This is a genomic window from Azotobacter tropicalis, from assembly GCF_059739045.1.
The window spans coordinates 4,227,247-4,250,484 of record NZ_AP046059.1; the positions used below are offsets into that span (position 1 = coordinate 4,227,247).

Annotated in this window: 22 protein-coding genes and 1 pseudogene; 9 read left to right on the forward strand and 14 right to left on the reverse strand. The window is 68.2% G+C overall.

Translation table 11 applies throughout. The features are described from left to right. Window positions 1-85 precede the first annotated feature (85 nt). Both pap and Atro_RS20010 read left to right on the forward strand, forming a co-directional pair. A pseudogene (gene pap, locus Atro_RS20005) lies at window positions 86-1,587 on the forward strand (polyphosphate:AMP phosphotransferase). Window positions 1,588-1,915: 328 nt separating this feature from the next. Continuing rightward, window positions 1,916-2,974 (forward strand): OmpP1/FadL family transporter, encoded by a 1,059-nt coding sequence (locus tag Atro_RS20010; RefSeq protein WP_497925161.1) that lies wholly within the window; start codon window positions 1,916-1,918, stop codon window positions 2,972-2,974. A gap of 51 nt (window positions 2,975-3,025) precedes the next feature. Here the strand turns inward: Atro_RS20010 and Atro_RS20015 are convergent, their stop codons facing one another. Together Atro_RS20015 and Atro_RS20020 are read right to left on the reverse strand one after the other, a co-directional pair. After that, window positions 3,026-3,217, reverse strand: a complete 192-nt coding sequence (locus Atro_RS20015; protein ID WP_497925163.1) for a DUF6316 family protein — start codon at window positions 3,215-3,217, stop codon at window positions 3,026-3,028. A gap of 123 nt (window positions 3,218-3,340) precedes the next feature. After that, the gene (locus Atro_RS20020; RefSeq protein WP_497925165.1) at window positions 3,341-4,735 is read right to left on the reverse strand and encodes a class II fumarate hydratase; all 1,395 of its coding nucleotides are present in this window, start codon (window positions 4,733-4,735) and stop codon (window positions 3,341-3,343) included. A 171-nt stretch (window positions 4,736-4,906) separates the two neighbouring features. Here Atro_RS20020 and Atro_RS20025 point away from each other — a divergent pair, with 171 nt between their 5' ends. The 4 genes from Atro_RS20025 to Atro_RS20040 all read left to right on the forward strand — a co-directional run bounded on the left by Atro_RS20025 (window position 4,907) and on the right by Atro_RS20040 (window position 8,314). After that, window positions 4,907-5,407, forward strand: a complete 501-nt coding sequence (locus Atro_RS20025; protein ID WP_497925167.1) for a DUF2059 domain-containing protein — start codon at window positions 4,907-4,909, stop codon at window positions 5,405-5,407. Continuing rightward, window positions 5,404-5,712, forward strand: coding sequence for a BolA family protein (locus tag Atro_RS20030; protein ID WP_497925170.1), 309 nt, complete (start codon window positions 5,404-5,406; stop codon window positions 5,710-5,712). The genes Atro_RS20025 and Atro_RS20030 overlap by 4 nt, the downstream gene beginning before the upstream one ends. A 189-nt stretch (window positions 5,713-5,901) precedes the next feature. Beyond that, on the forward strand, window positions 5,902-6,534 hold the full coding sequence (locus Atro_RS20035; protein WP_497925172.1) for a DsbA family protein: 633 nt from the start codon (window positions 5,902-5,904) through the stop codon (window positions 6,532-6,534). Further along, the gene (locus Atro_RS20040; protein ID WP_497925174.1) at window positions 6,527-8,314 is read left to right on the forward strand and encodes an ABC transporter ATP-binding protein; all 1,788 of its coding nucleotides are present in this window, start codon (window positions 6,527-6,529) and stop codon (window positions 8,312-8,314) included. Before Atro_RS20035 ends, Atro_RS20040 begins: the two co-directional genes overlap by 8 nt. Window positions 8,315-8,344: 30 nt before the next feature. On the opposite strand, the gene Atro_RS20045 is transcribed toward Atro_RS20040, so the two are convergent. Together Atro_RS20045 and Atro_RS20050 are read right to left on the reverse strand one after the other, a co-directional pair. Continuing rightward, window positions 8,345-9,835, reverse strand: a complete 1,491-nt coding sequence (locus Atro_RS20045; RefSeq protein ID WP_497925179.1) for an extracellular catalytic domain type 1 short-chain-length polyhydroxyalkanoate depolymerase — start codon at window positions 9,833-9,835, stop codon at window positions 8,345-8,347. A 114-nt stretch (window positions 9,836-9,949) separates the two neighbouring features. Beyond that, a complete protein-coding gene (locus tag Atro_RS20050) occupies window positions 9,950-10,231 on the reverse strand; it encodes a hypothetical protein (protein ID WP_497925182.1) in 282 nt (93 codons plus the stop codon). A 283-nt stretch (window positions 10,232-10,514) separates the two neighbouring features. Here Atro_RS20050 and Atro_RS20055 point away from each other — a divergent pair, with 283 nt between their 5' ends. After that, entirely contained in the window at window positions 10,515-11,141 is a 627-nt protein-coding gene (locus Atro_RS20055; protein WP_497925186.1) for a LolA family protein, read from the forward strand. Continuing rightward, a complete protein-coding gene (locus Atro_RS20060; RefSeq protein ID WP_497925187.1) occupies window positions 11,138-11,641 on the forward strand; it encodes an SRPBCC family protein in 504 nt (167 codons plus the stop codon). Before Atro_RS20055 ends, Atro_RS20060 begins: the two co-directional genes overlap by 4 nt. 34 nt (window positions 11,642-11,675) lie before the next feature. On the opposite strand, the gene Atro_RS20065 is transcribed toward Atro_RS20060, so the two are convergent. The 6 genes from Atro_RS20065 to Atro_RS20090 form a co-directional block, all read right to left on the reverse strand. After that, complete coding sequence (locus Atro_RS20065) at window positions 11,676-12,035, reverse strand: BON domain-containing protein (protein WP_497925189.1); 360 nt, start codon at window positions 12,033-12,035, stop codon at window positions 11,676-11,678. A 183-nt stretch (window positions 12,036-12,218) separates the two neighbouring features. Beyond that, window positions 12,219-13,256, reverse strand: a complete 1,038-nt coding sequence (locus Atro_RS20070) for a metal-dependent hydrolase (protein WP_497925191.1) — start codon at window positions 13,254-13,256, stop codon at window positions 12,219-12,221. 111 nt (window positions 13,257-13,367) lie between these two features. Continuing rightward, the gene (locus tag Atro_RS20075; protein ID WP_497925193.1) at window positions 13,368-13,553 is read right to left on the reverse strand and encodes a hypothetical protein; all 186 of its coding nucleotides are present in this window, start codon (window positions 13,551-13,553) and stop codon (window positions 13,368-13,370) included. A 311-nt stretch (window positions 13,554-13,864) separates the two neighbouring features. Then, window positions 13,865-14,995 carry a DUF3616 domain-containing protein gene (locus Atro_RS20080; protein ID WP_497925195.1) on the reverse strand — a complete coding sequence of 377 codons (1,131 nt, stop codon included), beginning with the start codon at window positions 14,993-14,995 and terminating at the stop codon, window positions 13,865-13,867. A 112-nt stretch (window positions 14,996-15,107) separates the two neighbouring features. Next, entirely contained in the window at window positions 15,108-15,734 is a 627-nt protein-coding gene (locus Atro_RS20085; protein ID WP_497925197.1) for a hypothetical protein, read from the reverse strand. A gap of 29 nt (window positions 15,735-15,763) precedes the next feature. Next, a complete protein-coding gene (locus Atro_RS20090) occupies window positions 15,764-16,834 on the reverse strand; it encodes an extracellular catalytic domain type 2 short-chain-length polyhydroxyalkanoate depolymerase (protein ID WP_497925199.1) in 1,071 nt (356 codons plus the stop codon). A gap of 726 nt (window positions 16,835-17,560) precedes the next feature. On the opposite strand from Atro_RS20090, the gene arfB reads away from it, so the two are divergent. Continuing rightward, window positions 17,561-17,974 (forward strand): alternative ribosome rescue aminoacyl-tRNA hydrolase ArfB, encoded by a 414-nt coding sequence (gene arfB, locus Atro_RS20095; protein ID WP_497925203.1) that lies wholly within the window; start codon window positions 17,561-17,563, stop codon window positions 17,972-17,974. 39 nt (window positions 17,975-18,013) lie between these two features. Here the strand turns inward: arfB and ggpS are convergent, their stop codons facing one another. From ggpS to phhA, 4 genes are all read right to left on the reverse strand, one after another. Beyond that, a complete protein-coding gene (gene ggpS / locus Atro_RS20100) occupies window positions 18,014-20,266 on the reverse strand; it encodes a glucosylglycerol-phosphate synthase (RefSeq protein ID WP_497925205.1) in 2,253 nt (750 codons plus the stop codon). Between the two features lie 88 nt (window positions 20,267-20,354). Next, window positions 20,355-21,644, reverse strand: coding sequence for an MFS transporter (locus tag Atro_RS20105; protein ID WP_497925207.1), 1,290 nt, complete (start codon window positions 21,642-21,644; stop codon window positions 20,355-20,357). A gap of 144 nt (window positions 21,645-21,788) precedes the next feature. Beyond that, entirely contained in the window at window positions 21,789-22,145 is a 357-nt protein-coding gene (locus Atro_RS20110) for a 4a-hydroxytetrahydrobiopterin dehydratase (protein WP_497925209.1), read from the reverse strand. 86 nt (window positions 22,146-22,231) lie between these two features. Next, complete coding sequence (gene phhA / locus Atro_RS20115) at window positions 22,232-23,017, reverse strand: phenylalanine 4-monooxygenase (RefSeq protein WP_497927717.1); 786 nt, start codon at window positions 23,015-23,017, stop codon at window positions 22,232-22,234. Window positions 23,018-23,238: the final 221 nt, after the last annotated feature.

Sequence of the window (23,238 nt, forward strand, 5' to 3'; positions counted from 1 at the left end):
CATTCTACCCGAACCCCCGGTCCGAGCCGGACAGTGCGCCATCCATCCGTTACGCTGAAGGCATTCCCGTTGCAAGGAGCCGTTCATGTTCGAGTCCGCGGAAATCGGTCACACCATCGACGACGATACCTTCGATGCCCAGGTTCCGGCACTGCGCGAGGCCCTGCTGGTGGCCCAGTACGAGTTGAAGGAGCAGGCACGCTTTCCGGTGCTGGTGCTGATCAGCGGCATCGAGGGCGCCGGCAAGGGCGAGACGGTCAAGCTGCTCAACGAGTGGATGGACCCACGGCTGATCGAGGTCAGCACCTTCGACCAGCCGACCGACGAGGAACTGGCCCACCCGCCGGCCTGGCGCTACTGGCGAAAGCTGCCGCCGAAGGGGCGGATCGGCATCTTCTTCGGCACCTGGTACAGCCAGATGCTGCAGGCGCGCATCGCCGGGCGGATCGACGACGCCCGCCTCGACCAGGCCATCGGTGTCGCCGGGCGCCTGGAGCGCATGCTCAGCGACGAGGGGGCGCTGATCTTCAAGTTCTGGTTCCACCTGTCCAAGAAGCGCATGAAGGAGCGCCTCAAGACCCTCAAGGACGATCCCCTGCACAGCTGGCGGCTCAGCGAGCTGGACTGGCAGCAGTCGAAGACCTACGACAAGTTCGTGCGCCATGGCGAGCACATGCTGCGCCGCACCAACCGGGACTTCGCGCCCTGGTACGTGATCGAGGGCACCGACCCCAACTACCGCAGCCTGAGCGTCGGACGCATCCTCCTCGACGGCCTGCAGGCGGCCTTGAAGTTCGAGGGGACGGCGCGCAGCAGCCCCCATGCGGCGCCCCTGGTATCGAGCGTCGACAACCGCGCCCTGCTGGACGCCCTGGACATGAGCCAGGCGTTGGACAAGGCCGCTTACAGGGAGCAGCTGCTCGTCGAGCAGGCGCGCCTGGCGGGCCTGCTGCGTGACAAGCGCATGCGCCGGCATGCCCTGATCGCGGTGTTCGAGGGCAACGACGCGGCGGGCAAGGGCGGGGCCATCCGCCGCGTCACCGGGGCGCTGGACCCGCGCCAGTACCGCATCGTGCCGGTCGCTTCGCCGACCGACGAGGAGCGCGCACAACCCTACCTGTGGCGCTTCTGGCGGCACATCCCGACGCGCGGCAAGTTCACCATCTTCGACCGTTCCTGGTATGGGCGGGTGCTGGTGGAGCGGGTCGAGGGGCTGTGCAGCGAGGCCGACTGGTTGCGCGCCTACGGCGAGATCAACGATTTCGAGGAGGAGCTGGCCGGCGCCGGGGTGGTGGTGGTCAAGTTCTGGCTGGCCATCGACCAGCAGACCCAACTGGTGCGCTTCAAGGAGCGCGAGCTGACTCCTTTCAAGCGCTTCAAGATCACCGAGGAGGACTGGCGCAACCGCGACAAGTGGGATGCCTACTGCGATGCGGTGGGCGACATGGTCGACCGCACCAGCACCGAGATCGCCCCTGGACCCTGGTCGAGGCGAACGACAAGTACTTCGCCCGGGTGAAGATCCTGCGCACCCTCAACGAGGCGCTGGAGAAGGCGTTCCGCGCAGGAAACGCGTCTTTCCCCTGACCGCTCGTCGGATGGCCGGCTTCGGCGATGTCCTCGACGAGTGGACATCCCGTCTGCCTGTGGCGGAGCCCGCTGGGCTGGTCCCGGCAAGGCAGTGGGCCGTCAGTCCGGCAACTATGCTTACGCGGGTTGACTGACGCTGGACATGGCAAGGCGATATCGCTTCGCCAGCGACTTTGCCCACACGAGGTCGACGGACTGCCAGTCCGTGTCCCGGAGGCCTTTCGGGAGAGACCGGGGCTTGTTGGAGCGCCCCGGCCAAGACCGCTCAACCCACGCACGGCTGGTACACCCTCACTGTCTGATGGACGCGAGAGAGGTGGCTGCCATGCCAACCCGTCAGGTTCTGTTCGGGCTCGCCCTGCTCGGTGCCGCTGGCACCGGCTGGGCGGATGATTCCCTGTTCCCCATTGCCGTCGAGCGCAGCGGACCGGCGGGGGCCGGTTCCGCCGCTCCGCCGGTGGGCACATCGGCCGGTTTCGGCCTGGGCGTCGGTCGCGGGGGCGAGCCGGTCTTCGCAGCCGAGACGGGAAGCGGCGGGCCGAACCGCAGCCATCCGTTGATTCCGGAGCCTGCGCTGAACAGCCTGGTCGTGCAGCCGACCTTCGCCTACCGGATCAGCGATACCCTGTCCATCGGCGTCGGCCCGCGCTTCGTTCACGGTGCCGTACTCGGCGACACGCTGCCCGGCCAGGACCCGGCCAGTGCGCCGGCGACCTACCGCGACAGCGACACCACGGCCAGCCTCAACCTGGGCCTGCTGTACCGGCTGGGCGACAGCACCTGGCTGGGACTGGCCTATGCCAGCGGCTACGAGCTGGACCTCGATACCCATGGCGGTGTCGCCAGCCCCGTGGCCAATGTCGCCCAGGGTCGCCCGGAAACCAACCGGCTGATCGTCGACACGCGGGCGCCGAGCACCGTCACCGCGAGCATTGCCCACCGGCTCGACAACGGCTGGATGCTGTCGGCCAGTCTCGGCTGGATGGGCTGGAGCGGACTGGAAAGGGCGGACGGCACGGCGCCGGCCATCGGTGCGGCGAGCGAGCAGCGCTATCGCGACACCTGGCGCCTCGCCCTGGGTGCGGAGCAGCGGCTCGACGAGCGCTGGCGCTGGAGCATGGGCTTGACCTACGACTCCTCGCCGCTGGCCGGCCCCCAGCGCAATCTGGACGACCCGCTGCCGGAGAACCTGCGTCTGGCCGCCGGGCTGAGCTACCAGATGAACGAAGGGGTGGAGCTGCAGTTCGGCTACAGCCTGATCTGGCTCGGCGGCGAGTCGCAGGACCGGCAGAACAACCGCACGCGCAACAACAGCTTCCTGTCGGGCGAGCCGCCCAGCAGCACCCTGAACGTCATCGGCGGCGGCATGGTCTGGCGCTTCTGAAGGGTGGACGGACTGCGCCTGGGGAGCCGGCCGGCCCGCCGGGCGCGGTGTTCAGCGGGGCTGTCGTGCCTGGCAGCGGCGGACATAGTCCGCGACGCCTTGCTCGGCGGCTTCGCGACTGCTATAGGGGCCCATCAGCTGGCCCTCGCGGGTGTCGAAGAAGAACTCGTGGTTGACGGCGCAGATGCGCCCGCTGCGAAAACGGGTGACGGGGACCGTGTCGGTCGCGCGTTGTGCGGACATGGGGAAGCTCCTTGCGGTGATACGGACAGGGCGCGCGGACGGGAACAGGCTGCCCCGGCGCCGGGCGCATGCTACCAGAGCGGCGGGCCAGACGTCCCGGCGCAGCGAAGGCGGGGCCGGCCTTCAGTCGTGCCGGCCGGCCTCCAGCATGTCCTGCGGACGCACCCAGGCGTCGAACTCCTCGGCGCTGACGTGGCCCAGCGCCAGGGCCGCCTCGCGCAGGGTGCTGCCCTCGGCGTAGGCCTTCTTGGCGATTTCCGCCGCCTTGTCGTAGCCGATGTGCGGGTTCAGCGCGGTCACCAGCATCAGGCTGCGCTCGAGGTGCTCGGTCATCCGCTGTGGGTCCGGCTCCAGCCCCTCGACGCAGTGCAGGCGGAAGTTGTGGCAGCCGTCGACGAGCAGGCGCACCGACTGCAACAGGTTGTGGATGATCACCGGCTTGTAGACGTTGAGCTGCAGGTGGCCCTGGCTGGCGGCGAGGGCGATGGTGCTGTCGTTGCCCAGCACCTGGCAGGCGAGCATGGCCAGGGCCTCGCACTGGGTCGGGTTGACCTTGCCGGGCATGATCGAGCTGCCCGGCTCGTTGGCCGGCAGGCGTACCTCGGCGAAGCCGGCGCGCGGGCCGGAGCCGAGCAGGCGCAGGTCGTTGGCGATCTTCATCAGCGCCACCGCCAGGGTCTTCAGTGCGCCGGAGAGGTGCACCAGGGGTTCGTGGCCGGCGAGGGCGGCGAACTTGTTCGGCGCCGAGACGAAGGGCAGCCCGGAGAGGGCGGCCAGCTCGGCGGCGATGGCTTCGGCGAAGCCCGGCGGCGCGTTCAGCCCGGTGCCGACTGCAGTGCCGCCCTGGGCCAGTTCGCAGACCGCCGGCAGCGCCGCGCGGATCGCCCGCTCGGCGTAGTCGAGCTGGGCGACGAAGGCCGATAGCTCCTGGCCGAAGGTGATCGGCGTGGCATCCATCAGGTGGGTGCGGCCGGTCTTCACCAGGTGGTTATGCCGCACCGCCTGCTCGGCGATGGCGCCGCTCAGCTCGTCGATCGCCGGCAGCAGCTCGTGCTGCACGGCGCGCACCGCGGCAATGTGCATGGCGGTGGGGAAGCAGTCGTTGGAACTCTGCGCGTGGTTGACGTGGTCGTTGGGGTGCACCGGACTCTTGCCGCCGCGCTGGCCGCCGGCCAGTTCGTTGGCGCGCCCGGCGATCACCTCGTTGACGTTCATGTTGCTCTGCGTGCCGCTGCCGGTCTGCCAGACCACCAGCGGGAACTGGTCGTCGAGGCGCCCGGCGAGCACCTCGTCGGCGGCCTGCTCGATCAGTCGGGCGATGTCCGGTGGCAGCTCGCCGATGCGGTCATTGACCCGTGCGGCGGCCTTCTTGATCAGTGCCAGGGCATGCAGCACGGCCAGCGGCATGCGCTCCTGGCCGATGGCGAAATTGATCAGCGAGCGCTGCGTCTGAGCGCCCCAGTAGGCCTCTTCGGGAACCTCGATCGGCCCCAGGCTGTCGGTTTCGGTGCGGCTCATATGACAAACCTCCACAAAAATTGGGGTGTAGCGAAGTGTAGACGCCGCCTCCGCCGGCCTCCCTTGAGCGCTTACCGGCTTGGGCGCAGAATGGCCCGGCCGGGCAGGTCCGGCCGGGAGAGTCCCGCCGGGGGAGCTTTCTTTTTTTGCCTTGCCTAGAAGGATGTCCGAATGTCCCGTTTTCGAGTGCTCTGTGCCGCCTCCCTGCTGCTTTGCGCCAGCGGCCAGGCACTGGCCGATACCGCCAGCCATGCCGCCGCCGCGGAGAAGTTCCTCCAGGTGGTGCGCGCCGACAAGCTGACCGTGCCGGTCTACGCCCAGGTGCAACAGATGTTCGCCCGGCGCTTCGCCGAGGCTAAGGCGCCGCAGAGCAAGCAGCCGTTGCTCGAGCGCTACCAGGCCCGCGCCAATACCGCGCTGGACAAGGCGGTCGGCTGGGACAAGCTCAAGCCGGAGATGGTCAAGCTCTACACCGGCACCTTCAGCGAGAGCGAGATGAAGGAGCTGCTCGAGTTCTACCAGTCGCCGCTGGGCCAGAAGGTCCTGCAGAGCATGCCGGCGCTCACCGCGCAATCGGCGCAGATGACCCAGGCGGCGCTGGAGAAGGCCGTGCCGGAAGTGAACCGCCTGCTTGACGAGATGCAGAAGGAATTGGGAGACACCAAGAAATGACCGCCAAGATCGAGCGCATCAAGACTGCCCTGGCCGCCCTCGAACCCGTCCATCTGGAGGTGCTCGACGAAAGCCACATGCACAGCCGCGGCCTGGAGACCCACTACAAGGCGGTGATCGTCAGCCCGCAGTTCGCCGGCCTGGGTGTGGTCAAGCGCCATCAGAAGGTCTACGCCACCCTCGGCGAGCTGATGGGGCAGATGCATGCCCTGGCCCTGCACACCTACGTCCCCGAGGAGTGGGCGGAGCGCGGCAGCGCCCCGGATTCGCCGCTCTGCGCCGGCGGCAGCAAGCACGATCATTGAGATCGCCGGAGGCGGCAGTTTGCCGCAGTCCGTCCGCCCATCCCCGCTGCGGTAAACTCCCCTGCGCCGGCTCCGCCGGCGTAGCCCTTTTCAAGGCACCGAAAGCTTTTTTGCCGGCCAGGGGCCACACTCCCGGCCCGGCTGACTACGATCAGAAAACGCACCCTCTACCAGCGCTACGGAGTTCGTATGAGTCAGCGCCTGCTCTATGTAATGGATCCGATGTGCTCCTGGTGCTGGGGCTTCGCTCCGGTGGTCGAGGCGCTGGCCCGTCAGGCGGCGCAGGCGGGCGTACGGCTGGACTGGGTGGTCGGCGGCCTGCGCCGCGAGACTGCGCCGCTCAGCGAGCCGGCTCGCGAACGCATCCTCGCCCACTGGCAGGCGGTGGGCGAGGAAACCGGCCAGCCCTTCAATCTTGCCGAGGCCTTTCCCGCGAGCCTGGTCTACGACACCGAGCCGGCCTGCCGGGCGCTGGTGGTGGCGCGCCACCTCGCGCCGCGACGCGTGGGCCGTCTCGCGCGGCTGATCCAGCAAGCCTTCTACGTGGAGGGCCGCGATGTCACCCATGCGCGCGTCCTGCTGGAACTGGCCGAGGCTGCCGGCTTCAGCCGCTGCTGCTTCGCCGAGGCCTTCGACAGCGCCGAGCAGCGGGACGCCACCCGCGCCGATTTCGCCTGGATCGAGCGGCTCGGCATCGCCGGCTTCCCGACCCTGCTGGCCGAACGCAACGGCATGCTCGCCCTGCTGACCAACGGCCATCAGCCGCTCGAGCGCCTGGCGCCCCTGCTGGAGCGCTGGCTGGAGCGTGTCGCCCATGCCTGAGCCCACCGACCGGCTGAGCTGGGCGGAGATCCGCCAACTCGCCCTGCACCACCGCAAGGCCCTGCTGCTGGCCAATGCCATCGCCGTGCTGGCGGCCCTGGCCAGCGTGCCGATTCCGCTGCTGTTGCCGCTCTTGGTTGACGAGGTGCTGCTCCGGCAGGGCGATGCGGCGCTGCGGATGATGGACCACCTGCTGCCCGCGGCCTGGCAGAACGCGGTCGGCTACATCGGCCTGATGCTGCTGGTCACCCTGCTGTTGCGCGGCGCCGCGCTGCTGTTCGGCGTGCTGCAGGCCAAGCTGTTCGCCGGGCTGTCGAAGGACGTCGTCTACCGCCTGCGCATGCGCCTGATCGAGCGCCTCAAGCGCATCTCCCTCGGCGAATACGAAAGCCTCGGCAGCGGCACCGTGACCGCCCACCTGGTCACCGACCTGGACACCCTGGACAGCTTCGTCGGCGACACCCTCAGCCGTTTTCTGGTCGCCCTCCTGACCCTGGCCGGCACCTCGGCGATCCTGATCTGGATGCACTGGCAACTGGCCCTGCTGATCCTGCTGTTCAACCCGCTGGTGATCTATGCCACGGTGCTGCTCGGCAAGCGCGTCAAGCACCTGAAGAAGCTGGAGAACGACAGCACCGCACGCTTCACCCAGGCGCTCGGCGAAACCCTCGAGGCGATCCAGGAGGTGCGCGCCGGCAACCGCCAGGGCTTCTTCCTCGGCCGCCTCGGCCGGCGCGCCCAGGAAGTGCGCGACCGCGCCGTCGCTTCGCAGTGGAAGACCGACGCTTCGAGCCGCGCCAGCGGCCTGCTGTTCCAGTTCGGCATCGACGTGTTCCGCGCCGCGGCGATGCTCACCGTGCTGTTCTCCGACCTGTCGATCGGCCAGATGCTCGCGGTGTTCAGCTACCTGTGGTTCATGATCGCCCCGGTGGAGCAGCTGCTCGGCCTGCAGTACGCCTTCTACGCCGCGTCCGGCGCCCTGGCGCGGATCAACGAGCTGCTCGCCCGCGCCGACGAGCCGCAGTATGCCGGCGGCGTCGATCCGTTCCGCGGGCGCACCACGGTCGGTATCGAGGTGCGCGATCTGCGTTTCGCCTATCGCGACGAGCCGGTGCTGGACGGCCTCGACCTGTCCATCGCGCCGGGCGAGAAGGTCGCCGTGGTCGGCGCCTCGGGCGGCGGCAAGAGCACCCTGGTGCAGCTGTTGCTCGGCCTCTACACCCCGCAGTCGGGGAGCATCCGCTTTGGCGGCTCGACCCTCCAGGAGATCGGTTTGGAGCGGGTGCGCGAGCACGTCGCGGTGGTCCTCCAGCAGCCGGCGCTGTTCAACGACACGGTGCGTGCCAACCTCACCCTGGGCCGCGAGCGCAGCGACGAGGCCTGCTGGCAGGCGCTGGAGATCGCCCAGTTGGCGGCGACCGTGCGCGCCCTGCCGCAGGGCCTGGACAGCGTGGTCGGGCGTTCCGGCGTACGCCTCTCCGGCGGCCAGCGGCAGCGCCTGGCGATCGCCCGCATGGTGCTCGCCGACCCGCAGGTGGTGATCCTCGACGAGGCCACCTCGGCCCTCGACGCCGCCACCGAATACGCCCTGCACCAGGCGCTGGCGCGTTTCCTCCACGATCGGACCACGCTGATCATCGCCCACCGCCTGTCGGCGGTGAAGCAGGCCGACCGGGTACTGGTGTTCGACGGCGGGCGCATCGCCGAGCAGGGCGACCACCACCAACTGATCGCCGAGGGCGGCCTGTACGCCAAGCTCTACGGACACCTGCAGCACTGAGCCGGCGTCAGGAAGGGCGCAACGCCTTTCCTACCAGGTGCAGGCCTCCGGCGGCCGGACGAACCACTGCCCCGGCGCGCCTTCGTGGAGTGTCACCGGGCTCAACCACTGGAACACCGAGCCGATGTCCCCTTGGTCGCCGCTGGCCAGGGCGCGGAGCCGGCCGTCGGGCCGCGCCCGGCCGCCGAAGACATGCGCGCTGGGCGAGGCGCTGAGCATCGCGCAGGTCGCCGCCGGCACCTCCGGGTCCTCCACCAGCACCGTGCGGATCGCCTCGCTGTGCCGGCCGCGCCGGTTGGTGGTGCCGTAGACGCAGCGGTAGCGGCCGGCGCGGCGGCTGTCGACGCTGCAGTCGGTGCCGACCGCCAGCTCGCCGTCGCGGGCGTCGCTGGCGCGGGCGCCGGGATCGACGAACGGTTCGCCGAGTTTCAGGCGCAGCGGATTAGGGCCTTCGATGGCTACCCGCGGGCGGTCGTCTGTGGCCGGGCCGTTGCGTGGATGACGGGTGAAGAAGTCCCAGAGGATGTCCGGATGGCTGGGGCCTAGGCGCAGCGCGTAGGGACCGTCGCGGCCGTGTTCGCCGCCGATCCAGTAGTGGCCGCGGTCGTCGTCGTCCGCCGCTGGGGTTTCCAGCGGCCCCCGGTAGAACAGCGTCTCGACCAGCGAGCGGCTGGCGCTGTTGCCGTCGGCGCTGAAGACCTCGCGGCGGCAGCCGTAGTCGTCCTCGCCGAACACCGGGAAGCAGCGTCCCTGCGCTGCCCGGGTGGTGGCCGGGGTGTCGAACGGCGGCGTACCGAATACCTTGAGGTGGGCGTCGCGCAGGTGGCGCCCGGCGGTCTGCACCACGGTGCAGTCGTTGTCGTTCTGCACGACCAGCAGCGGGAGCGGGTAGGGATCGCCGAGTTCAGCGCGCATGTCGGCGGCCACCTGCTCGACGCCGTGCAGGCGGGCGCCGCTCAACGGGCAGGCGGCGAAGGACACCGCCTGCGCCTCTTCGCCGTAGGGCAAGCCGGCGACGCTGGCCGCCGCTGCCCAGTATTCGTTGTGGGCGATCGCCGCCGCCACGCCCATCGCCGCGCCGGAGGACAGCCCGGCGATGTAGCGGCGCGCCGGGTCGATCCCGTGGCGGGCTTCCACCGCCTGGGCGATGCGCAGCAGATCCTCCGCCTCGCCGCCGCCCCGGTGGCGCTGCGCGTCGATCCAGAAGCCCCAGCAATTGGGATTGCGCGGTTCGTCGTAGTCGGTGACGAAGGGCGTCACCAGGATGAAGCCGTAGCGGTCGGCGGCGGCGCTCAGGCCCCAGTCGCGCAGCACGTCGTCGTGGGTCGTCCGGCAGCCGTGCAGCGCCATTACCAGCGGCGCCGCCTCGGGGCGCACGTCCGGCAGGTAGACCTTGTACTGGCGCTCGCGCGAGCCGGGATAGCCGGCGGCAGGCAGGGTGTGGGATTCGAGGCTGCCGCCCCAGGCGGCCAGCGCCAGCAGGAGCAGCAGGGGGAGGGCAAGCAGGCGGAAGGTCCGCATGACGGCGTTTCCTTGGTCGAGGCAGATCCGGCATCGCTTCGCTGCAGGGTAGATCGCCCCTGCATCGCTGGCCAGTCGGCCCCCAAGGAGTCGGCAAGGCGGCCCGGCGTTCGGTCAGTTGCGGCCGTTGCCGTTGCTCTTGCCGCCCTGGTTGCTGTTCCCCTTGGCCTTGCTCTTGCCTCCTTGGCTTTCATGGCGGGTTTTCTGCCCGTGATCGTCCTGGCCGCCCTCGTAGCGGCGCTCGTAGCCTTCGTGACGGCCGTTGTCCCAGTGGGACCCGGGACTGTAGTGGTGGTCATGGTCATGGTCATGATCGTCGCCCCACCAGTGGATCGAACAGCCACCGAGCGAGGTCGTCAGGATCAGCAGGGTAAACAGGGCATAACGGCGTTTCATCGCGTCTCTCCACGGCTACTTCGGGTACGGAAAACCGGGCGTGGATGGTCGCACAGGCCGGGGCAGGCCGCTGGATGCTGAGTGCGCTCTGTGCGAAAGCGCAAGGAAACCCCAGGCAGGAACCCTGGCGGCCGGGCCGGTCGTCGCCAGCCAGGCAGCCGGCGGCGATTTCTGGCCGATACTTCGTCCATTGCCTGCGCTGAAGGTGACGGCCTTGAATGCCTGCGACCCCTGCTGCACGACCCGCGCGCGGACGGCCCGATCCCGAGGTGGGAGGTAGCCCGTGGCCTGGCTGATGCTGCTGCTCGCCCTGCTCGGCAAGCCCCTGGGCGATCCGCTGGGCGAGGCGCAGGAGCGCTTCCGGAGCCTGACCAGCTACCGGGTCACGGTGCGCTTGAACACCCAGGGCAGCGAGCCGCATGTGATGCGCTACTTCTACCGCAAGCCCGGCTGGGTGCGCATGGAGTTCGTCCGGCCGCACCCGGGGCTGGTGCTGATCTACGATCCGAACACCCGCCGGGTGCGGGTCTGGCCGTTCGGTCTGGATCACCTGCCGAGGCTCAACCTGGCTCCGGACAATCCGCTGATCCGCGGTCCGCACGGCATCCGGGTCGACCGCTCGGATGTCGGCGTGCTGCTGGAGAATCTTCGCGCCATGGCGGCCGCCGGCAGCCTGGCCGTGCTCGGCGCCGGCAAGGTCGCCGCGCGGCCGGTCGAGGGGGTCGAGATTCGCGACGAGAAGGGCGGAAACCCGTCCGGCGTGCAGCACTATCGGGTATGGCTGGCACAGGACAGCCGGTTCCCGCTGCGGGTCGAGCGCTTCGCGAGCGGCGGGCGTCTGCTCGAGAGCGTCGACATGGCCGATGTGGAGATCGACGTGGCTTTTCCCGAGCGGTTCTTCACCCCTTGAGCAGGAGTGCGGCCAACCGCTACCGGCTGACCACCCTCTGGCAGCTCGATGTGCCGCCCGCCGCGGTATGGGCGGCGATCGTCCAGGCCGAAGCCTGGCCCGACTGGTGGCGGGGCGTCGAACAGGTCGTCACCCTGGAGACGGGGCGCAGCGGCGGCGGCCTCGGCACCCGCCAGCGTTTCGTCTGGAAGGGCGTTCTACCCTACCGCTTGTCCTTCGTCTCCTGCGTGACGCGCCTCGAACCGCTGCGCCTGCTCGAGGGGCGGGTCGAGGGCGAGCTTGAGGGTATCGGCCGCTGGCGCCTCAGCGGCGACGCCGGACGGACCTGGGTGCGCTTCGACTGGCGGGTGCGCACCACCCCGGCCTGGATGAACCGGCTCGCCCCGCTGGCGCGGCCGCTGTTCCGCTGGAATCACCGGCTGCTGATGCACGCCGGCGGCATCGGCCTGGCCCGGCGGCTCGGCACGCGCCTGGTCTTCCAGGCGACCTGGTCGTCCTGAGCCGTGCCGCAGCCGCCTTGTGCCGGAAAACGCTCTAGTGGCGGTCTTCCATCCGCTGCTGGTGTTCCCCGTAGGCCTGGTAGTCGGCGGTTTCCTCGGCGTTGGACGCCTCGAACGGCGCGTCGCTGGCCGACAGTCTGACCGCCAGCCCGCTGGCGTCCACCCCGACGACGCCATGCACCGCGCGGGCGAGCTGCAGAGCTTCGTTGTGCTGCCGGTGGCTGTTGACCATACCGCTGAGGAACACCTCGCCGCCGTGGGTCTTGACGTGGATATCCTGGCCGCGGGTGTCCCTGGCCAGCGCCAGGGAGGATTTCACGTTGGCGGTGATCCAGGTGTCGTGAATGGCGGCGCCGAGGCGCTGGGGAGCGTGGCTGGACGATGGGATTTTCATGATGGCGCACCTCTCGGGTAGAACAGGCGTCGGCCCGCTCGCTCAACGGGCCTTGCATCGATTGTCTCCAGCCGGGAAACCATCGGTGGCAACCGGCAAGTATAGATGCGCCACTGCCGGCAGCCGCGGCATGGGCGACCGGGCGTCAGAGCGTCGATCGTCGGCGCGCGGCTCTGTCCCGGCTCAGTGGCGCAGCCCGGCCGCCCAGTCGGCCAGCGGCAACGGCTGGTCCTGGCTCCAGATCCGCGTCCAGACCTGTCGCAGCTGTTGCAGGTCGCCACGCTCCGCCGGCCAGCGCTCGACGACGGGGAAGGGCCGCCAGGTCGCGCCGCGGCGTTCGGCGAGCAGGAAGCGGAACGGGTGCAGGCCGGTCATGCCCAGGCGCAGGTCGGTGACCACCAGCTTGCCGTCGATCTCGTCGTAGCGCAGCCAGTCCTGGGTGAACCAGCGCAGCCGCGCCAGCTGCGGCGAGCCGTCCAGACCGGCGCTCAGGGCGTTGCCGCGCGACAGGCGGACCAACTCCGGCGGCCGGCGGTCGAGCCAGCCGACCAGCGCCTCGTGGTAGTCCTCGCCGTCGCGCACCAGCACCCGCCAGAGCAGGCTGTTGAACGGCGTCGGCCCGCTGAACAGCGCCTCGGCATGCATGCCCCGGCGTTCCAGCTCCGCCGTCACGCGGCTCTCGGCCATCTGCTTGCCGGCCAGGGTCAGGCCCAGGTAAAGCGTCGACAGGCCCAGCGCCCAGTACTGCCAGCGCAGGGCACGGCCGCGCATACCGCAGAGGATGCCGCCCAGCACCGCGCCGAGCAGCGGCAGGGTGTACAGCGGATCGATGATGAACACGCTCGACCAGACCACTGGCGGCGCGCTCAGCGGCCAGAACAGCTGGGTGCCGTAGCTGGTCAGGCTGTCCAGCAGCACGTGGGTGACCAGCACCAGCCAGAGGGCGAGCAGCAGGCGTCCGCCGCCATAGCCCGGATGTGGCCTGAGGCGGCGCAGCAGCCAGGTCAGCAGCAGCGCAACGCCGCTGAGGACGAACAGGGAGTGGCTGAAGCCGCGGTGGTGGGTCATGTTGGCCACGGCGTCGCCATAGTCGATCAGCACGTCGAGATCGGGCAGGGTACCGAGCAGGGCGCCGTAGAGCAGCGCTTTGCGTCCCTGCCAGCGGCCGAGCAGCGCGCCCTGCAGGCTGGCGCCGAGCACGGCCTGGGTGAGCGAATCCATCGATGAGTCCCGTGGAGCGGAAAACGGACGGATACGGTAGCCGAGCAACGCCGGCGAATGGAAATCCGCTTTTTCGCCAATTATTGCCGGGTCAGCAGGCGGAGCCGCCCCCTACGGCCTACGTTCCGCAGACGGTTCGAAAATCACCTGCCCATCCGTGTTCGCCAGGGGAGAAATCGCTAGAGGCAGGCCGCTGTTCGCGGCCTCCACCGTCCTGGCTTCCAGGCAAACCTCGTTCGCGCCCTGCCGACCGATCATGGCGACCGCCTCCTGCATGATCCGCTGGGTGATCGCCATGTCCTCGTAGGCGAACCGCAGGCTGTGCTTTTCCTGCTGTTCGACGGCCTGGGCAAGGCTCGGGTGCGAGGAGTAGCCGATCTCGATGCCTTCCGGAAACGGCAGGTAGTCCTCCCGCTCCGCAGGCCAGAGAAGCTTGCCGCAATAGAGGTAGCTTTCCGGTAGCTCTTCCTCGATGGCCTCGATGGCGTTGCTGTGCCAGGAGGTGAGTAGCAGGGTGCAGGCGATCAGGGTTTTTCTGAGCGTGTTGATGATCCGGCCCTCCCGTAGTTTTGGTGTGCGAAATCGGTATCGACAAGCAGGTGGTCTGTCTACAGCTTGAAAATATCTGCCGTAACCGCACTTTTCCCCGACTTGCGCTCTTCGGCGGCCGCGTCGTACACCACCAGCAATGCGCTGGCCTCGCCGCCATCCGGGGCGAACAGGGTCATGCCCTCGGCATGGTCCACGCCTTCGCCGTAGGGCACTTCCAGGACTCGCTGCAGGGCATCGGCCGGCACCATTGCTTCGTCGTCCGGGCTGCTGCCGCCCGGCCAGCGGAACACGCTGACCGGACCGTCCAGCTCCATGGTCGGCCCGGCGAGGATCAGCAGGTCGTCGCCCTGCACGCACAGGTCGCGAATCCCCAAGCCGCCGAGGTCGAGGAAGTGCTTGCGGTAGAGGCAGCCTTTCGGTCCGATGGGCTGCAGCCTCAGGGTGGAGGCCGTGGCGTCGGCGGCGACCGCCACCTCCAGGATGACCGCCCAGCCGCGCAGTACCGGGCCGCGCAGGCCGAGGAAGAGCCGTTCGCCGACCACCGCCAGGCCTTCGATGTCGAAGCCGTTGTCCTTGCCGGGAATGGCGAGGAAGGGGCCCAGGTGCTTGTCGTTCTTAAGGGCTGCGGTCAGTTCGTTGCCCTTTTCGTCGCCCTTCAGGCTGGCGGCGAACCGCTCCTGGCCGTCTTGCTTGCTGCGTTTTGCCGGTTCGCAGGCGCCATCGCTGTCCACGAGCGGAATGCGGGCCAGCAGGTAGCGGTTGCCGTCGCTGCGGACCTTGGCCAACTGCTTGCGGCCCTTGTCGGGGGCATCCCCAGGCTTCGGATTCTTGCGCTTCAGACTGTGCGAACCCACCAGCCAGAGGTAGCCGTCCGCGGAGGCCAAGCCTTCGATGTCGACTTCCTCCAGATCGACCGGGTCGTCGGGAAGGGGGACCGGCAGGGGGAGATACTCGTCCAGCGGGAACTGCCGGTGCCGGCCATAGCGGCAGGTGCCTTGGCCATCGTCCGCCAGGCGCGTGAGCCGTTCCAGGCTGATCGTCTCGTCGTTCGCCAGCCAGAGGTTGGCGCCGATCTGCACGGCGACTGACAGCCCGTCCCGCAGCCTCTTGTCCCTGCCCAGCTCGTTGCGTTCCGGAGCGAATTCCAGCGTTGCGACATGCTGCGTTGCGTCAGGCTTCGTGCCCATGGGCAAGCCCTCCGTCGGCCCCCGGCTAGGCGGGCCTTTGAGTTGAATCGAATGCCTCGCCGGAGCGGGCCTGTGCCGCAGTCGTCACGGCTCGTCCGGCGCGTCGCCTCGTTCAGACCCCGCTGTCTTTTTCCGGCTCCGATTGGGCGGTCGGGGTTGCAGGCACTGGCAGCGATGGCTCCGAGGCGGCGGCCGGCAGCACTGCCGAGGTTTCGCTCTCCTCGGCGGGCTTGCTGCTCAGACTCTCCAGCGTCCTTTGCAGCCAGGCGTTGTAGGCCGCTTGAATCTGGCTGAACGTCGAGGCCTGTTCGCTGATATCGGCCTGGTACTGCTTGGCGATATTGAGGGTGGCTTCCATGTAGGAGGCCAGGATCTGTTGCGGACTGGCGGCGCCCTGCATGGCCTCGGCCACCTGCCTGCCGGCCCCCATGGTGGTGGTCAGGAAGCGGAGGCAGCAGTCGTTCTCCTTCTCCTGGGCGGCCAGCTGGAGCTCGGTCAATTCCTGGTAGGCGCTGAACATCGTCGAGGGGCTCACCCAGTTGACGCTGCCGGGCGTCCAGCCGCTGTGCTGCACGGACTCCATGATCTGCTGGGCGATCTGCAGGCCGTCCTTGACGGGCGTCATGGCTTCGAACAGGACCCGGACGTTCTGGCCGCTGTCGTTCGCGTAGTCGTTCCAGTGTCTGATCGCTTCGGACAGCTTCGGATCGATCGTGGCATTTTCGATGACGGCATCCATGGTGGTTCTCCCTTGTGCAGTGGGCTGGCTCAGGATCGTGGCTCGGCAAGGCGGCTGATCATCTTGTAGATGGCGCGTAGTTGGGGAGCGTTACGGGTGTAGTAGTCCGGATGCGGATTGCCCGGCGAGGAATAGCCCCAGAAGTCCCAGCAGCCTTCGGGGTTCAGCGGCGCGGCGTTGGAAGGCTGTACCTGGGGATAGAGCATGATGAGGTCGTTGGCTTCGGCCATCTGGTTGTAGCCGGTCTGGGCGTAATACTTGTCGCCGATGAGCGTCGCGCCCTGTTTGCAGCCGTGGAACACCACATGAACCGGGCAGCTCTTGCCGTTCTGGCAGGCCGTCGGGACGTAGGCATAGGCCGTGTCGCTCATGCTGGTGTAGGGCGAGTCGATGAATTCCGCCTGGTCGAAGGCGATCACGGCGCTGCTCAGCTGGGCGGCCGGCGGCTTCAGGCCTGGGTAGATCTGGTTGAGTATGGCGCCGGACTGTTCGAAGTCGCAGTCGTTGATATACGGAGGCTGGGTCAGGGCGCAGGCGCTGTCCGTGCTGTTGTCGGTCACGAAGGCGTGGCCTGCGGCGATGTTCCGGTTGTACTGGATGGAGGCGTCCGGCACGCCGATGGACTTGAAGAACTGCCGGGTCTGGTTCACGACCGTGGTCGTGACGGTTGGATCCTTCGTCCCGCTGAAGATGTAGATGCGGTCATCCTGGAGATTCTTCGGCGGATCGATATAGCCGTATTCGGCCAGCAGGTTCGCATACTTGACCAGGGCCGGGGTGTTGGGGCCGGTGCTGGCGGTCAGAGGATGCATGCAGGTGGTCGTGGCATTCTCCACCAGGGTATTGGCCGCCCAGGACTTCGCACACAGGTAGGGGCCGCCGGCGACGATGCCGGCTCCCACCATGATGTCGGAGAACACCATATAAAGTTGCGACGTCATGAAGGCACCGGACGACAGTCCCGATACCGAAGTCTTGTGAAGAGCTGCGCCGTAGGCGGGCAGTTTGACGGTTTGCGGCTGTGCATCGGCAGTGGCGAAGGCCAGTAGCAGCGTCGCTGCCAGTCCGGTCTTGAGACGAATTCCGGGTATCTGTTTCATCGTTCCGTGCGAGAGACTCCCGCCGTTCCGGGGCGGGGAGGGATAGCATGGCCGCCTGGGGCGCCCCTGTACTCGCTGCCTCCTTTCTGGGTAGGTGCTATCTGGGTTGAAGTTGTCGCCGGGCTGCGGCGAAGGCCATTCGAGTATGGACAAAAGGTGTGACGGCGCAAGGCGGCTGTGGAGCTGCCATCCCCCGACCATGGCGCGGCGGCCGGCCTCGGCTGGCTGCGCGGAAGCCTTGTCTGCAGGGGATGCGGTCTGCCTTCAACGCTGGCCGACAGAGCCACTGGAGCGGGGCGCGGATCGGGCGTTGCGTTGCCAGGAGGTACAGGCTACCGCAAGGCGCCGCTGCGGATGGGAATGAGAGATTGCGGGACCCTGTAATTCATACTTCACGCAGATCCTCAGGTTCGAATTCGATCCGCCGCTCATGGCGGAGTCATTTCAAGGTTCTGCCAGGTGCCCAGTCTGGAAATTGTCTGGCAGCCGTATGTCAGTGAGTATGTAAGCGCTGATGTCCAGCATAGTGCGCGCCCACAGTGAAGCGCTCGCAGTGCCGATGGCCGACCGGTTTTCCGACCGGTGGTGCAGTTTCGGCAAGATGCCGCTATACGGCGAGCGGCGGGTTCGCCAGCGTCTCTTCGCGACCGGCACGGCATGCGGACCCGTAACCTGTTTCTGCAAGCGGCGGTTATCCTGCCCGATCCTTTCCCGACCGAGCCCGCCATGCTGGAAATCTCCAATACCGTCCACCTGCCCGACGACGAGATCGAGCTGAACGCGATCCGTGCCCAGGGGGCCGGCGGGCAGAACGTCAACAAGGTATCCAGCGCGGTGCATCTGCGCTTCGACATCCGCGCCTCGTCGCTGCCGGCGTTCTACAAGGAGCGCCTGCTGGCCCTGCGCGACCAGCGCATCAGCGGCGAAGGCGTCGTCGTGATCAAGGCGCAGCAGTACCGCACCCAGGAGCAGAACCGCGCCGATGCCCTGGAGCGCCTGGCCGCGCTGATTCGCAGTGTGGCGAAGGTGGAGAAGGCGCGCCGCCCGACCCAGCCGACCCGTGGCTCGAAGCAGCGCCGGCTGGAGGGCAAGGCCAAACGCGGGGCCATCAAGGCCGGGCGGGGCCGGGTGGATTATTGACAGCGCCGGTGCCATGGGGCAGCACCGACGCTTCGGCCTTCAGGCGATGGCGCGGATTTGCGCCTGCGGCTCCGCCAGCGCGCCGAGGAAGTCGTCGCCCCAGCGGCGGATGTCGTTGAAGGCGACGATGTCGAACAGCTCGCGCAGCCGCGCGCGGGCCTCACTTCTCGGCAGGTTCAGCGCCAGGTTGCACTGATGCACCAGGTCGGCGGTGTCGTGCGGATTGGTCAGCAGGGCGCCCTTGAGCTCGGCGGCGGCGCCGGCGAACTCGGAGAGCACCAGCACGCCGCTGCCGTCCAGCAGGCCCTGGGTGGCGACGAATTCCTTGGCCACCAGGTTGAGGCCGTCGCGCAACGGGGTGATCCACATGACGTCGGCCATGGCGTACCAGGCCACCACCTCCTCGAAGGGCAGGCTGCGGAAGAAGAACTGCACCGGCGTCCAGCCGACCCGGGCGAAGCGGCCGTTGATCCGCCCCACGGCCTGTTCGATCTGTCCCTGCAGTTCGTCGTAGACGGTCATCTCGCGCGCCGCCGGAACGCAGATGCTGGCCAGGGTGACCTTGCCCTGCAGCTCGGGATTGTCCGCCAGCAGCCGCTCGAAGGCCCTGAGCTTTTCCAGCACGCCCTTGGTGTAGTCCAGGCGCTCGACGGCGAGGATCAGGCGCACGCCGTTCAACTCTTGGCGCAATTGCTCCATCTGCTGGCGCACGGATTCGCGGGCCAGGGCGTTACGTACCCGGTCGAGGTCGAGCCCGACCGGATGGGCGCCGAGACGGACCTGGCGCATGCCGGTGTCGATGGCGGTGGTCACGCGTTCCAGGCCGACCGCGCAGCCGTAGGTGACGAAGCGCGGCGCGCAGTTCTGCCGGCCGAGGACCTTCAGCGGCGCCACGCCGCGGGCGACGTCGACGAAGTTCTCCACCTGGCGCGGGATGTGGAAGCCGATGTAGTCGCACTGCAGCAGGCTGCCGACGATCTGCCGGCGCCAGGGCACCACGTTGAACACGTCCGCCGAGGGAAAGTGGGTGTGGTGGAAGAAGGCCAGCTTGAGGTCCGGGCGCAGCTCGCGCAGGTAGGCCGGGACCATCCACAGGTTGTAGTCGTGCAGCCAGACGGTGGCGCCCTCGGCGGCCTCCAGGGCGGTGCGTTCGGCGAAGGCGCGGTTGACCCGCAGGAACACCTGCCAGTCGTCCTCGTTGAAGGCGGCGCGCTCCCAGAAGGTGTGCAGGGTCGGCCAGAAGGCTTCCTTGGAAAAGCGCTTGTAGAAGGTGTCGATGTCCTGCTTGTTCAGCGGCACGCGGGCGGCGGTCAGGCGCGGATAGCGCTCGGCGTCCACCGTGGTGTGGCTCTCGAAGACGCCCTGGCCTTCCTCGTGCTCGGCCCAGGCGACCCAGGAGCCTTTGCGCCCGTCGGCGAAGAAGCTGAGCAGGGTGGGAATGATGCCGTTTGGCGAAGTCGGCCGGCGGCGCTGCACCTGGCCGTGCTCGCGGTATTCCTCGTAGGGCAGGCGGTGGTAGACGATCACCAGCTCGGCCTGGCCCGGCTCGGTCGCCTGGCGGGTTTCGGCGGCGAAGCCGTGCGCGCCGAGGAAGCCGAAGTGGGCGAAGGCCTGGATGATGCCGCCGCAGCCGGGGCTGTCGGCATGCAGGACGTGGGTGCAGTGGCGCGTGCGCTCGAGCAGGCTTTCCTCCGATTGGCCGACGCAGACGCCCTTGAGGCCGCAGCTGAGCATGCTGAGGTCGTTCAGGGTGTCGCCGGCGACCAGTACCTGCTCGGGGTCGAGGCCGAGGTGCTCGATCAGCTTGAGCAGGCTGCTGCCCTTGTTCACCCCCTGTGGCAGGAAGTCCAGGTAGCGTCCGGCCGAGTACAGCAGGTCGCAGCCGAGACGCTCGGCGATGGCCTGGAGGGCCGGGTCGGCGGCGCGCTCCGGGGTGCAGAAGTAGGAGCAGCGACGCGCCTGGGGCACGTCCTGGCGCTGCAGGTCGGGCAGTCCGGCAAGAGCGCCGGCGATCTGGCTCTCGCCGGGCCAGCGGGCGTCGATGGCGTGCTGCAGGGGCTGGATCGGCTGCAGGGTTTCGCCGTGATAGAGGCTGGCGCCGACGTCGGCGACGATGTAGTCCGGCTGCGGCAGGGTGGGATCGGCCAGCAGTGGCAGCACGGCCTCCAGGCTGCGGCCGGTGACGTAGGCCAGCTGGATGTCGGGGTGGGCGGTGATGGTCTGATAGAGGCTCAGGCGATCCTGCGGATCGCCGGCGAGAAAGGTTCCATCGAGATCGGTGGCAAGTAGCATGCGCTGTCTTCTCTCCAGTAGAGGGGCAAGTTGACGCGCCGACCTGGGCCGACGAGCAGTGGTGTCCGGGGCCTGCATGGCGCCGGAGTCAGGTGCAGGTTTCCTCCCGGGTTGTGTCCGGCTCCGCCGCGGCGGGCTCGGGAGCGGGTTCGGCCGCGCTTTCCGGCGCCTCGGGCATCAGTTCGAGCACGGTATGGCTGGTGCGCAGCATGGGGGTGAACTGGGCGTGCGGTTCGCTGAGCAGATCGCTCACCCGGCGCAGGCGGTAGAGGGTGTAGAGCGCCAGCAGGCCGAGCACCGCCGCGCAGTAGAGCGGCAGCCCGCGCGGGCCGAGCAGGTGCATGGCCAGTCCGGCGAGCAGCGGGCCGCAGGCCGAGCCCAGGCCGTTGACCAGCAGCAGGCCGCTGCAGCCGGAAAGGATCTCGTCCGGGTGCAACTGATCGACCATCCGCGCCACGGCGATGGAGTAGATGGAGAAGGCCAGCCCGCCCCAGAGGAAGAAGGCGCCGAGCAAGAGGTTGCCGACGGACAGCTGGCTGATCGCTAGCGCCACGAGCGCGGCCAGGGCCACCACGCAGAGCATCACCTTCGCGCGGTCGTGGCTGTCCGAATAGCGGCCGATCGGCCACTGCAGCACGGCGCCGCCGAGGATGGTCACGCCCATCAGCAGGCCCACCCCGGCGGCGTCGAAGCCGCTCTGGCTGGCGTACACCGGTGCCAGGCCCCAGAAGGCGCCGAGGGCCAGTCCGGACAATCCCGAGGCGGTCACCGACAGAGGGGCGATGCGCGCCAGTTGGCGCAGCTCGGTGGGCGGGGTGTCGGGCAGGGTCGGCTGGGCCTGGCGGGTCAGGGTGACGGGCAAGAGCGCGGCGCAGATGAGGATGCCGGCGAGGGCGAAGAGCAGGAATTCCAGCGGGCTGGCGAGGTTCAGCAACTGCTGGGCGAGGGCCAGGGCGCCGAGGTTGACCGCCATGTAGACGGCGAACACCCGGCCGCGGCTGTCGCCGCTGACCCGGGCGTTGAGCCAGCTCTCGATGACCATGTAGAGGGTGACCAGGACGATGCCGTAGACCACCCGTAGCGCCATCCACACCCAGGGGTCGACCAGGATCAGATGCAGCAGCGCGACGATGGCGCCCGAGGCGGCGCAGCAGGCGAAGGCGCGGATATGCCCGATGCGGCGGATCAGCGGTACCGTCAGCCAGGTGCCGAGCAGGTAGCCGACGAAATAGCCGGACATCAGCAGGCCGAGCAGCCCGGTGGAGTAGCCTTCGGCGACGCCACGCAGGGTCAGCAGGGTGTTGAGCAGTCCGTTGCCGAGCAGGAGCAGGGCGACCCCGCCGAGCAGCGAACCGATGGGAGCAATCTGGGACAACATGCGCCCCACCCTAGGGAAGTTGCCGACGAATGGCAACCCAAACTCTTCCTGTGTGGATCGGATATTGCTTTCAAGTTATTGTTTTAACAAAGGATATTTTTGCCGACGAACGGTCGTTGGCTGTTTCGTGCGGGTGCCAGGAGGTCAGCCGCGGCCTTCCGGGCTCTTCGCCGCCTCGTCGGTGCGCGCCGCCATGATGAAGTCGTTGCGGTGCAGGCCGTGGATCTTGTGGGTCCACCAGGTCACGGTGACCTTGCCCCATTCGGTGAGCAGCGCCGGGTGGTGACCTTCGGCCTCGGCGAGCGCGCCGACCGCGTTGGTGAAGGCCAGGGCCTGGGCGAAGTTCCTGAACGGGAAGACTTTCTCCAGCTGCAGGATGCCGTCGCGGTTTTCCACGTTCCAGTCGGGGATCTGTCCGATCAGCTCGGCGAGTTCGGCTTCCGAGACTTTCGGCGCGTCGGCGCGGCAGGCTTCGCAGTGAGCTTGGGAGAGGGCGGTCATGGGCGGGCTCCGGTGCAGGATCGAGGTTGGGTTCGCTGGCGGAAAACCGCTGTGCGGGTTTTCCGCCCGGCGTCTGCTGTCGACGTTCAGGCCGCCTTCGGCGGAAACTTCGGCGGGTGCAGGCCGAGGCGCATGGCCTGGTGCACCAGTGCCATGATGTCCTGGCGGGCCAGCTCGAACAGATGGCGCAAATCCGGCAGCACGAAGTAGAGCGGCTGCAGGATGTCGATGCGATACGGCGTGCGCATCGCCTCGATGGCGTCGAAGGGCAGGTGTTCCGGCGCCGTGGACAGGCAGTAGAGGGTTTCCTTGGGCGAAGAGAGGATGCCGCCGCCGTAGATGCGCCGGCCCGCCGGGGTGTCGACCAGGCCGAACTCCACGGTCATCCAGTACAGCCGCGCCAGGTAGACGCGCTCCTCCTTGCTGGCCGCCAGGCCCAGGCGGCCGTAGGTGTGGGTGAAGGCGGCGAACCAGGGGTTGGTCAGCATCGGGCAGTGGCCGAACAGCTCGTGGAAGATGTCCGGCTCCTGCAGGTAGTCCAGCTCCTCCGGCCGGCGGATGAAGGTCGCCACCGGAAACCGGCGCTCGGCGAGCAATTCAAAGAAGGTCTGGAAGGGGATCAAGGCCGGGACCCGGGCCACCCGCCAGCCGGTGGCGGACTCGAGCACGCGGTTGATCTCGCCGAGCTGCGGGATGCGTTCCCGCGGCAGGCCGAGCCGCTGGATGCCGTCCAGGTATTCCTGGCAGGCGCGTCCCTCGACCACTGTCAGCTGGCGCTCGATCAGGGTCTGCCAGACGGCATGCTCGGCCTCGCTGTAGTGGATGAAGCCCCGCTCGTCCGGCTGCCGGGCCACATAGGGCGTCGCGGTCATTTCGGTGCCTCCTGCGCTGCTGCGCACGGTTTCCTTCTTATTATCAGGCATAGCGCGAATGGGGCCGGTCTGCACGCTGGCGGTGTTGCTCACGGCGTTTCGCAGGGTTTTTGCTAGCCTCCGAAAGTCGTATGGCCTGTCTTGCGAATGTGGCAATTTGACACATAATTTGCCCGAAAAACGGCGTTCGCCATTGTCGTCGATCCCTCATCCCGCCGTCC

Bases quoted from the DNA above. Each gene is read 5' to 3' on its own strand.
- Atro_RS20010 (WP_497925161.1), top strand. From the start codon at position 1,916: ATGCCAACCCGTCAGGTTCTGTTCGGGCTCGCCCTGCTCGGTGCCGCT.
- Atro_RS20015 (WP_497925163.1), bottom strand. From the start codon at position 3,217: ATGTCCGCACAACGCGCGACCGACACGGTCCCCGTCACCCGTTTTCGC.
- Atro_RS20020 (WP_497925165.1), bottom strand. From the start codon at position 4,735: ATGAGCCGCACCGAAACCGACAGCCTGGGGCCGATCGAGGTTCCCGAA.
- Atro_RS20025 (WP_497925167.1), top strand. From the start codon at position 4,907: ATGTCCCGTTTTCGAGTGCTCTGTGCCGCCTCCCTGCTGCTTTGCGCC.
- Atro_RS20030 (WP_497925170.1), top strand. From the start codon at position 5,404: ATGACCGCCAAGATCGAGCGCATCAAGACTGCCCTGGCCGCCCTCGAA.
- Atro_RS20035 (WP_497925172.1), top strand. From the start codon at position 5,902: ATGAGTCAGCGCCTGCTCTATGTAATGGATCCGATGTGCTCCTGGTGC.
- Atro_RS20040 (WP_497925174.1), top strand. From the start codon at position 6,527: ATGCCTGAGCCCACCGACCGGCTGAGCTGGGCGGAGATCCGCCAACTC.
- Atro_RS20045 (WP_497925179.1), bottom strand. From the start codon at position 9,835: ATGCGGACCTTCCGCCTGCTTGCCCTCCCCCTGCTGCTCCTGCTGGCG.
- Atro_RS20050 (WP_497925182.1), bottom strand. From the start codon at position 10,231: ATGAAACGCCGTTATGCCCTGTTTACCCTGCTGATCCTGACGACCTCG.
- Atro_RS20065 (WP_497925189.1), bottom strand. From the start codon at position 12,035: ATGAAAATCCCATCGTCCAGCCACGCTCCCCAGCGCCTCGGCGCCGCC.
- Atro_RS20070 (WP_497925191.1), bottom strand. From the start codon at position 13,256: ATGGATTCGCTCACCCAGGCCGTGCTCGGCGCCAGCCTGCAGGGCGCG.
- Atro_RS20075 (WP_497925193.1), bottom strand. From the start codon at position 13,553: ATGGCGATCACCCAGCGGATCATGCAGGAGGCGGTCGCCATGATCGGT.
- Atro_RS20080 (WP_497925195.1), bottom strand. From the start codon at position 14,995: ATGGGCACGAAGCCTGACGCAACGCAGCATGTCGCAACGCTGGAATTC.
- Atro_RS20085 (WP_497925197.1), bottom strand. From the start codon at position 15,734: ATGGATGCCGTCATCGAAAATGCCACGATCGATCCGAAGCTGTCCGAA.
- Atro_RS20090 (WP_497925199.1), bottom strand. From the start codon at position 16,834: ATGAAACAGATACCCGGAATTCGTCTCAAGACCGGACTGGCAGCGACG.
- arfB (WP_497925203.1), top strand. From the start codon at position 17,561: ATGCTGGAAATCTCCAATACCGTCCACCTGCCCGACGACGAGATCGAG.
- ggpS (WP_497925205.1), bottom strand. From the start codon at position 20,266: ATGCTACTTGCCACCGATCTCGATGGAACCTTTCTCGCCGGCGATCCG.
- Atro_RS20105 (WP_497925207.1), bottom strand. From the start codon at position 21,644: ATGTTGTCCCAGATTGCTCCCATCGGTTCGCTGCTCGGCGGGGTCGCC.
- Atro_RS20110 (WP_497925209.1), bottom strand. From the start codon at position 22,145: ATGACCGCCCTCTCCCAAGCTCACTGCGAAGCCTGCCGCGCCGACGCG.
- phhA (WP_497927717.1), bottom strand. From the start codon at position 23,017: ATGACCGCGACGCCCTATGTGGCCCGGCAGCCGGACGAGCGGGGCTTC.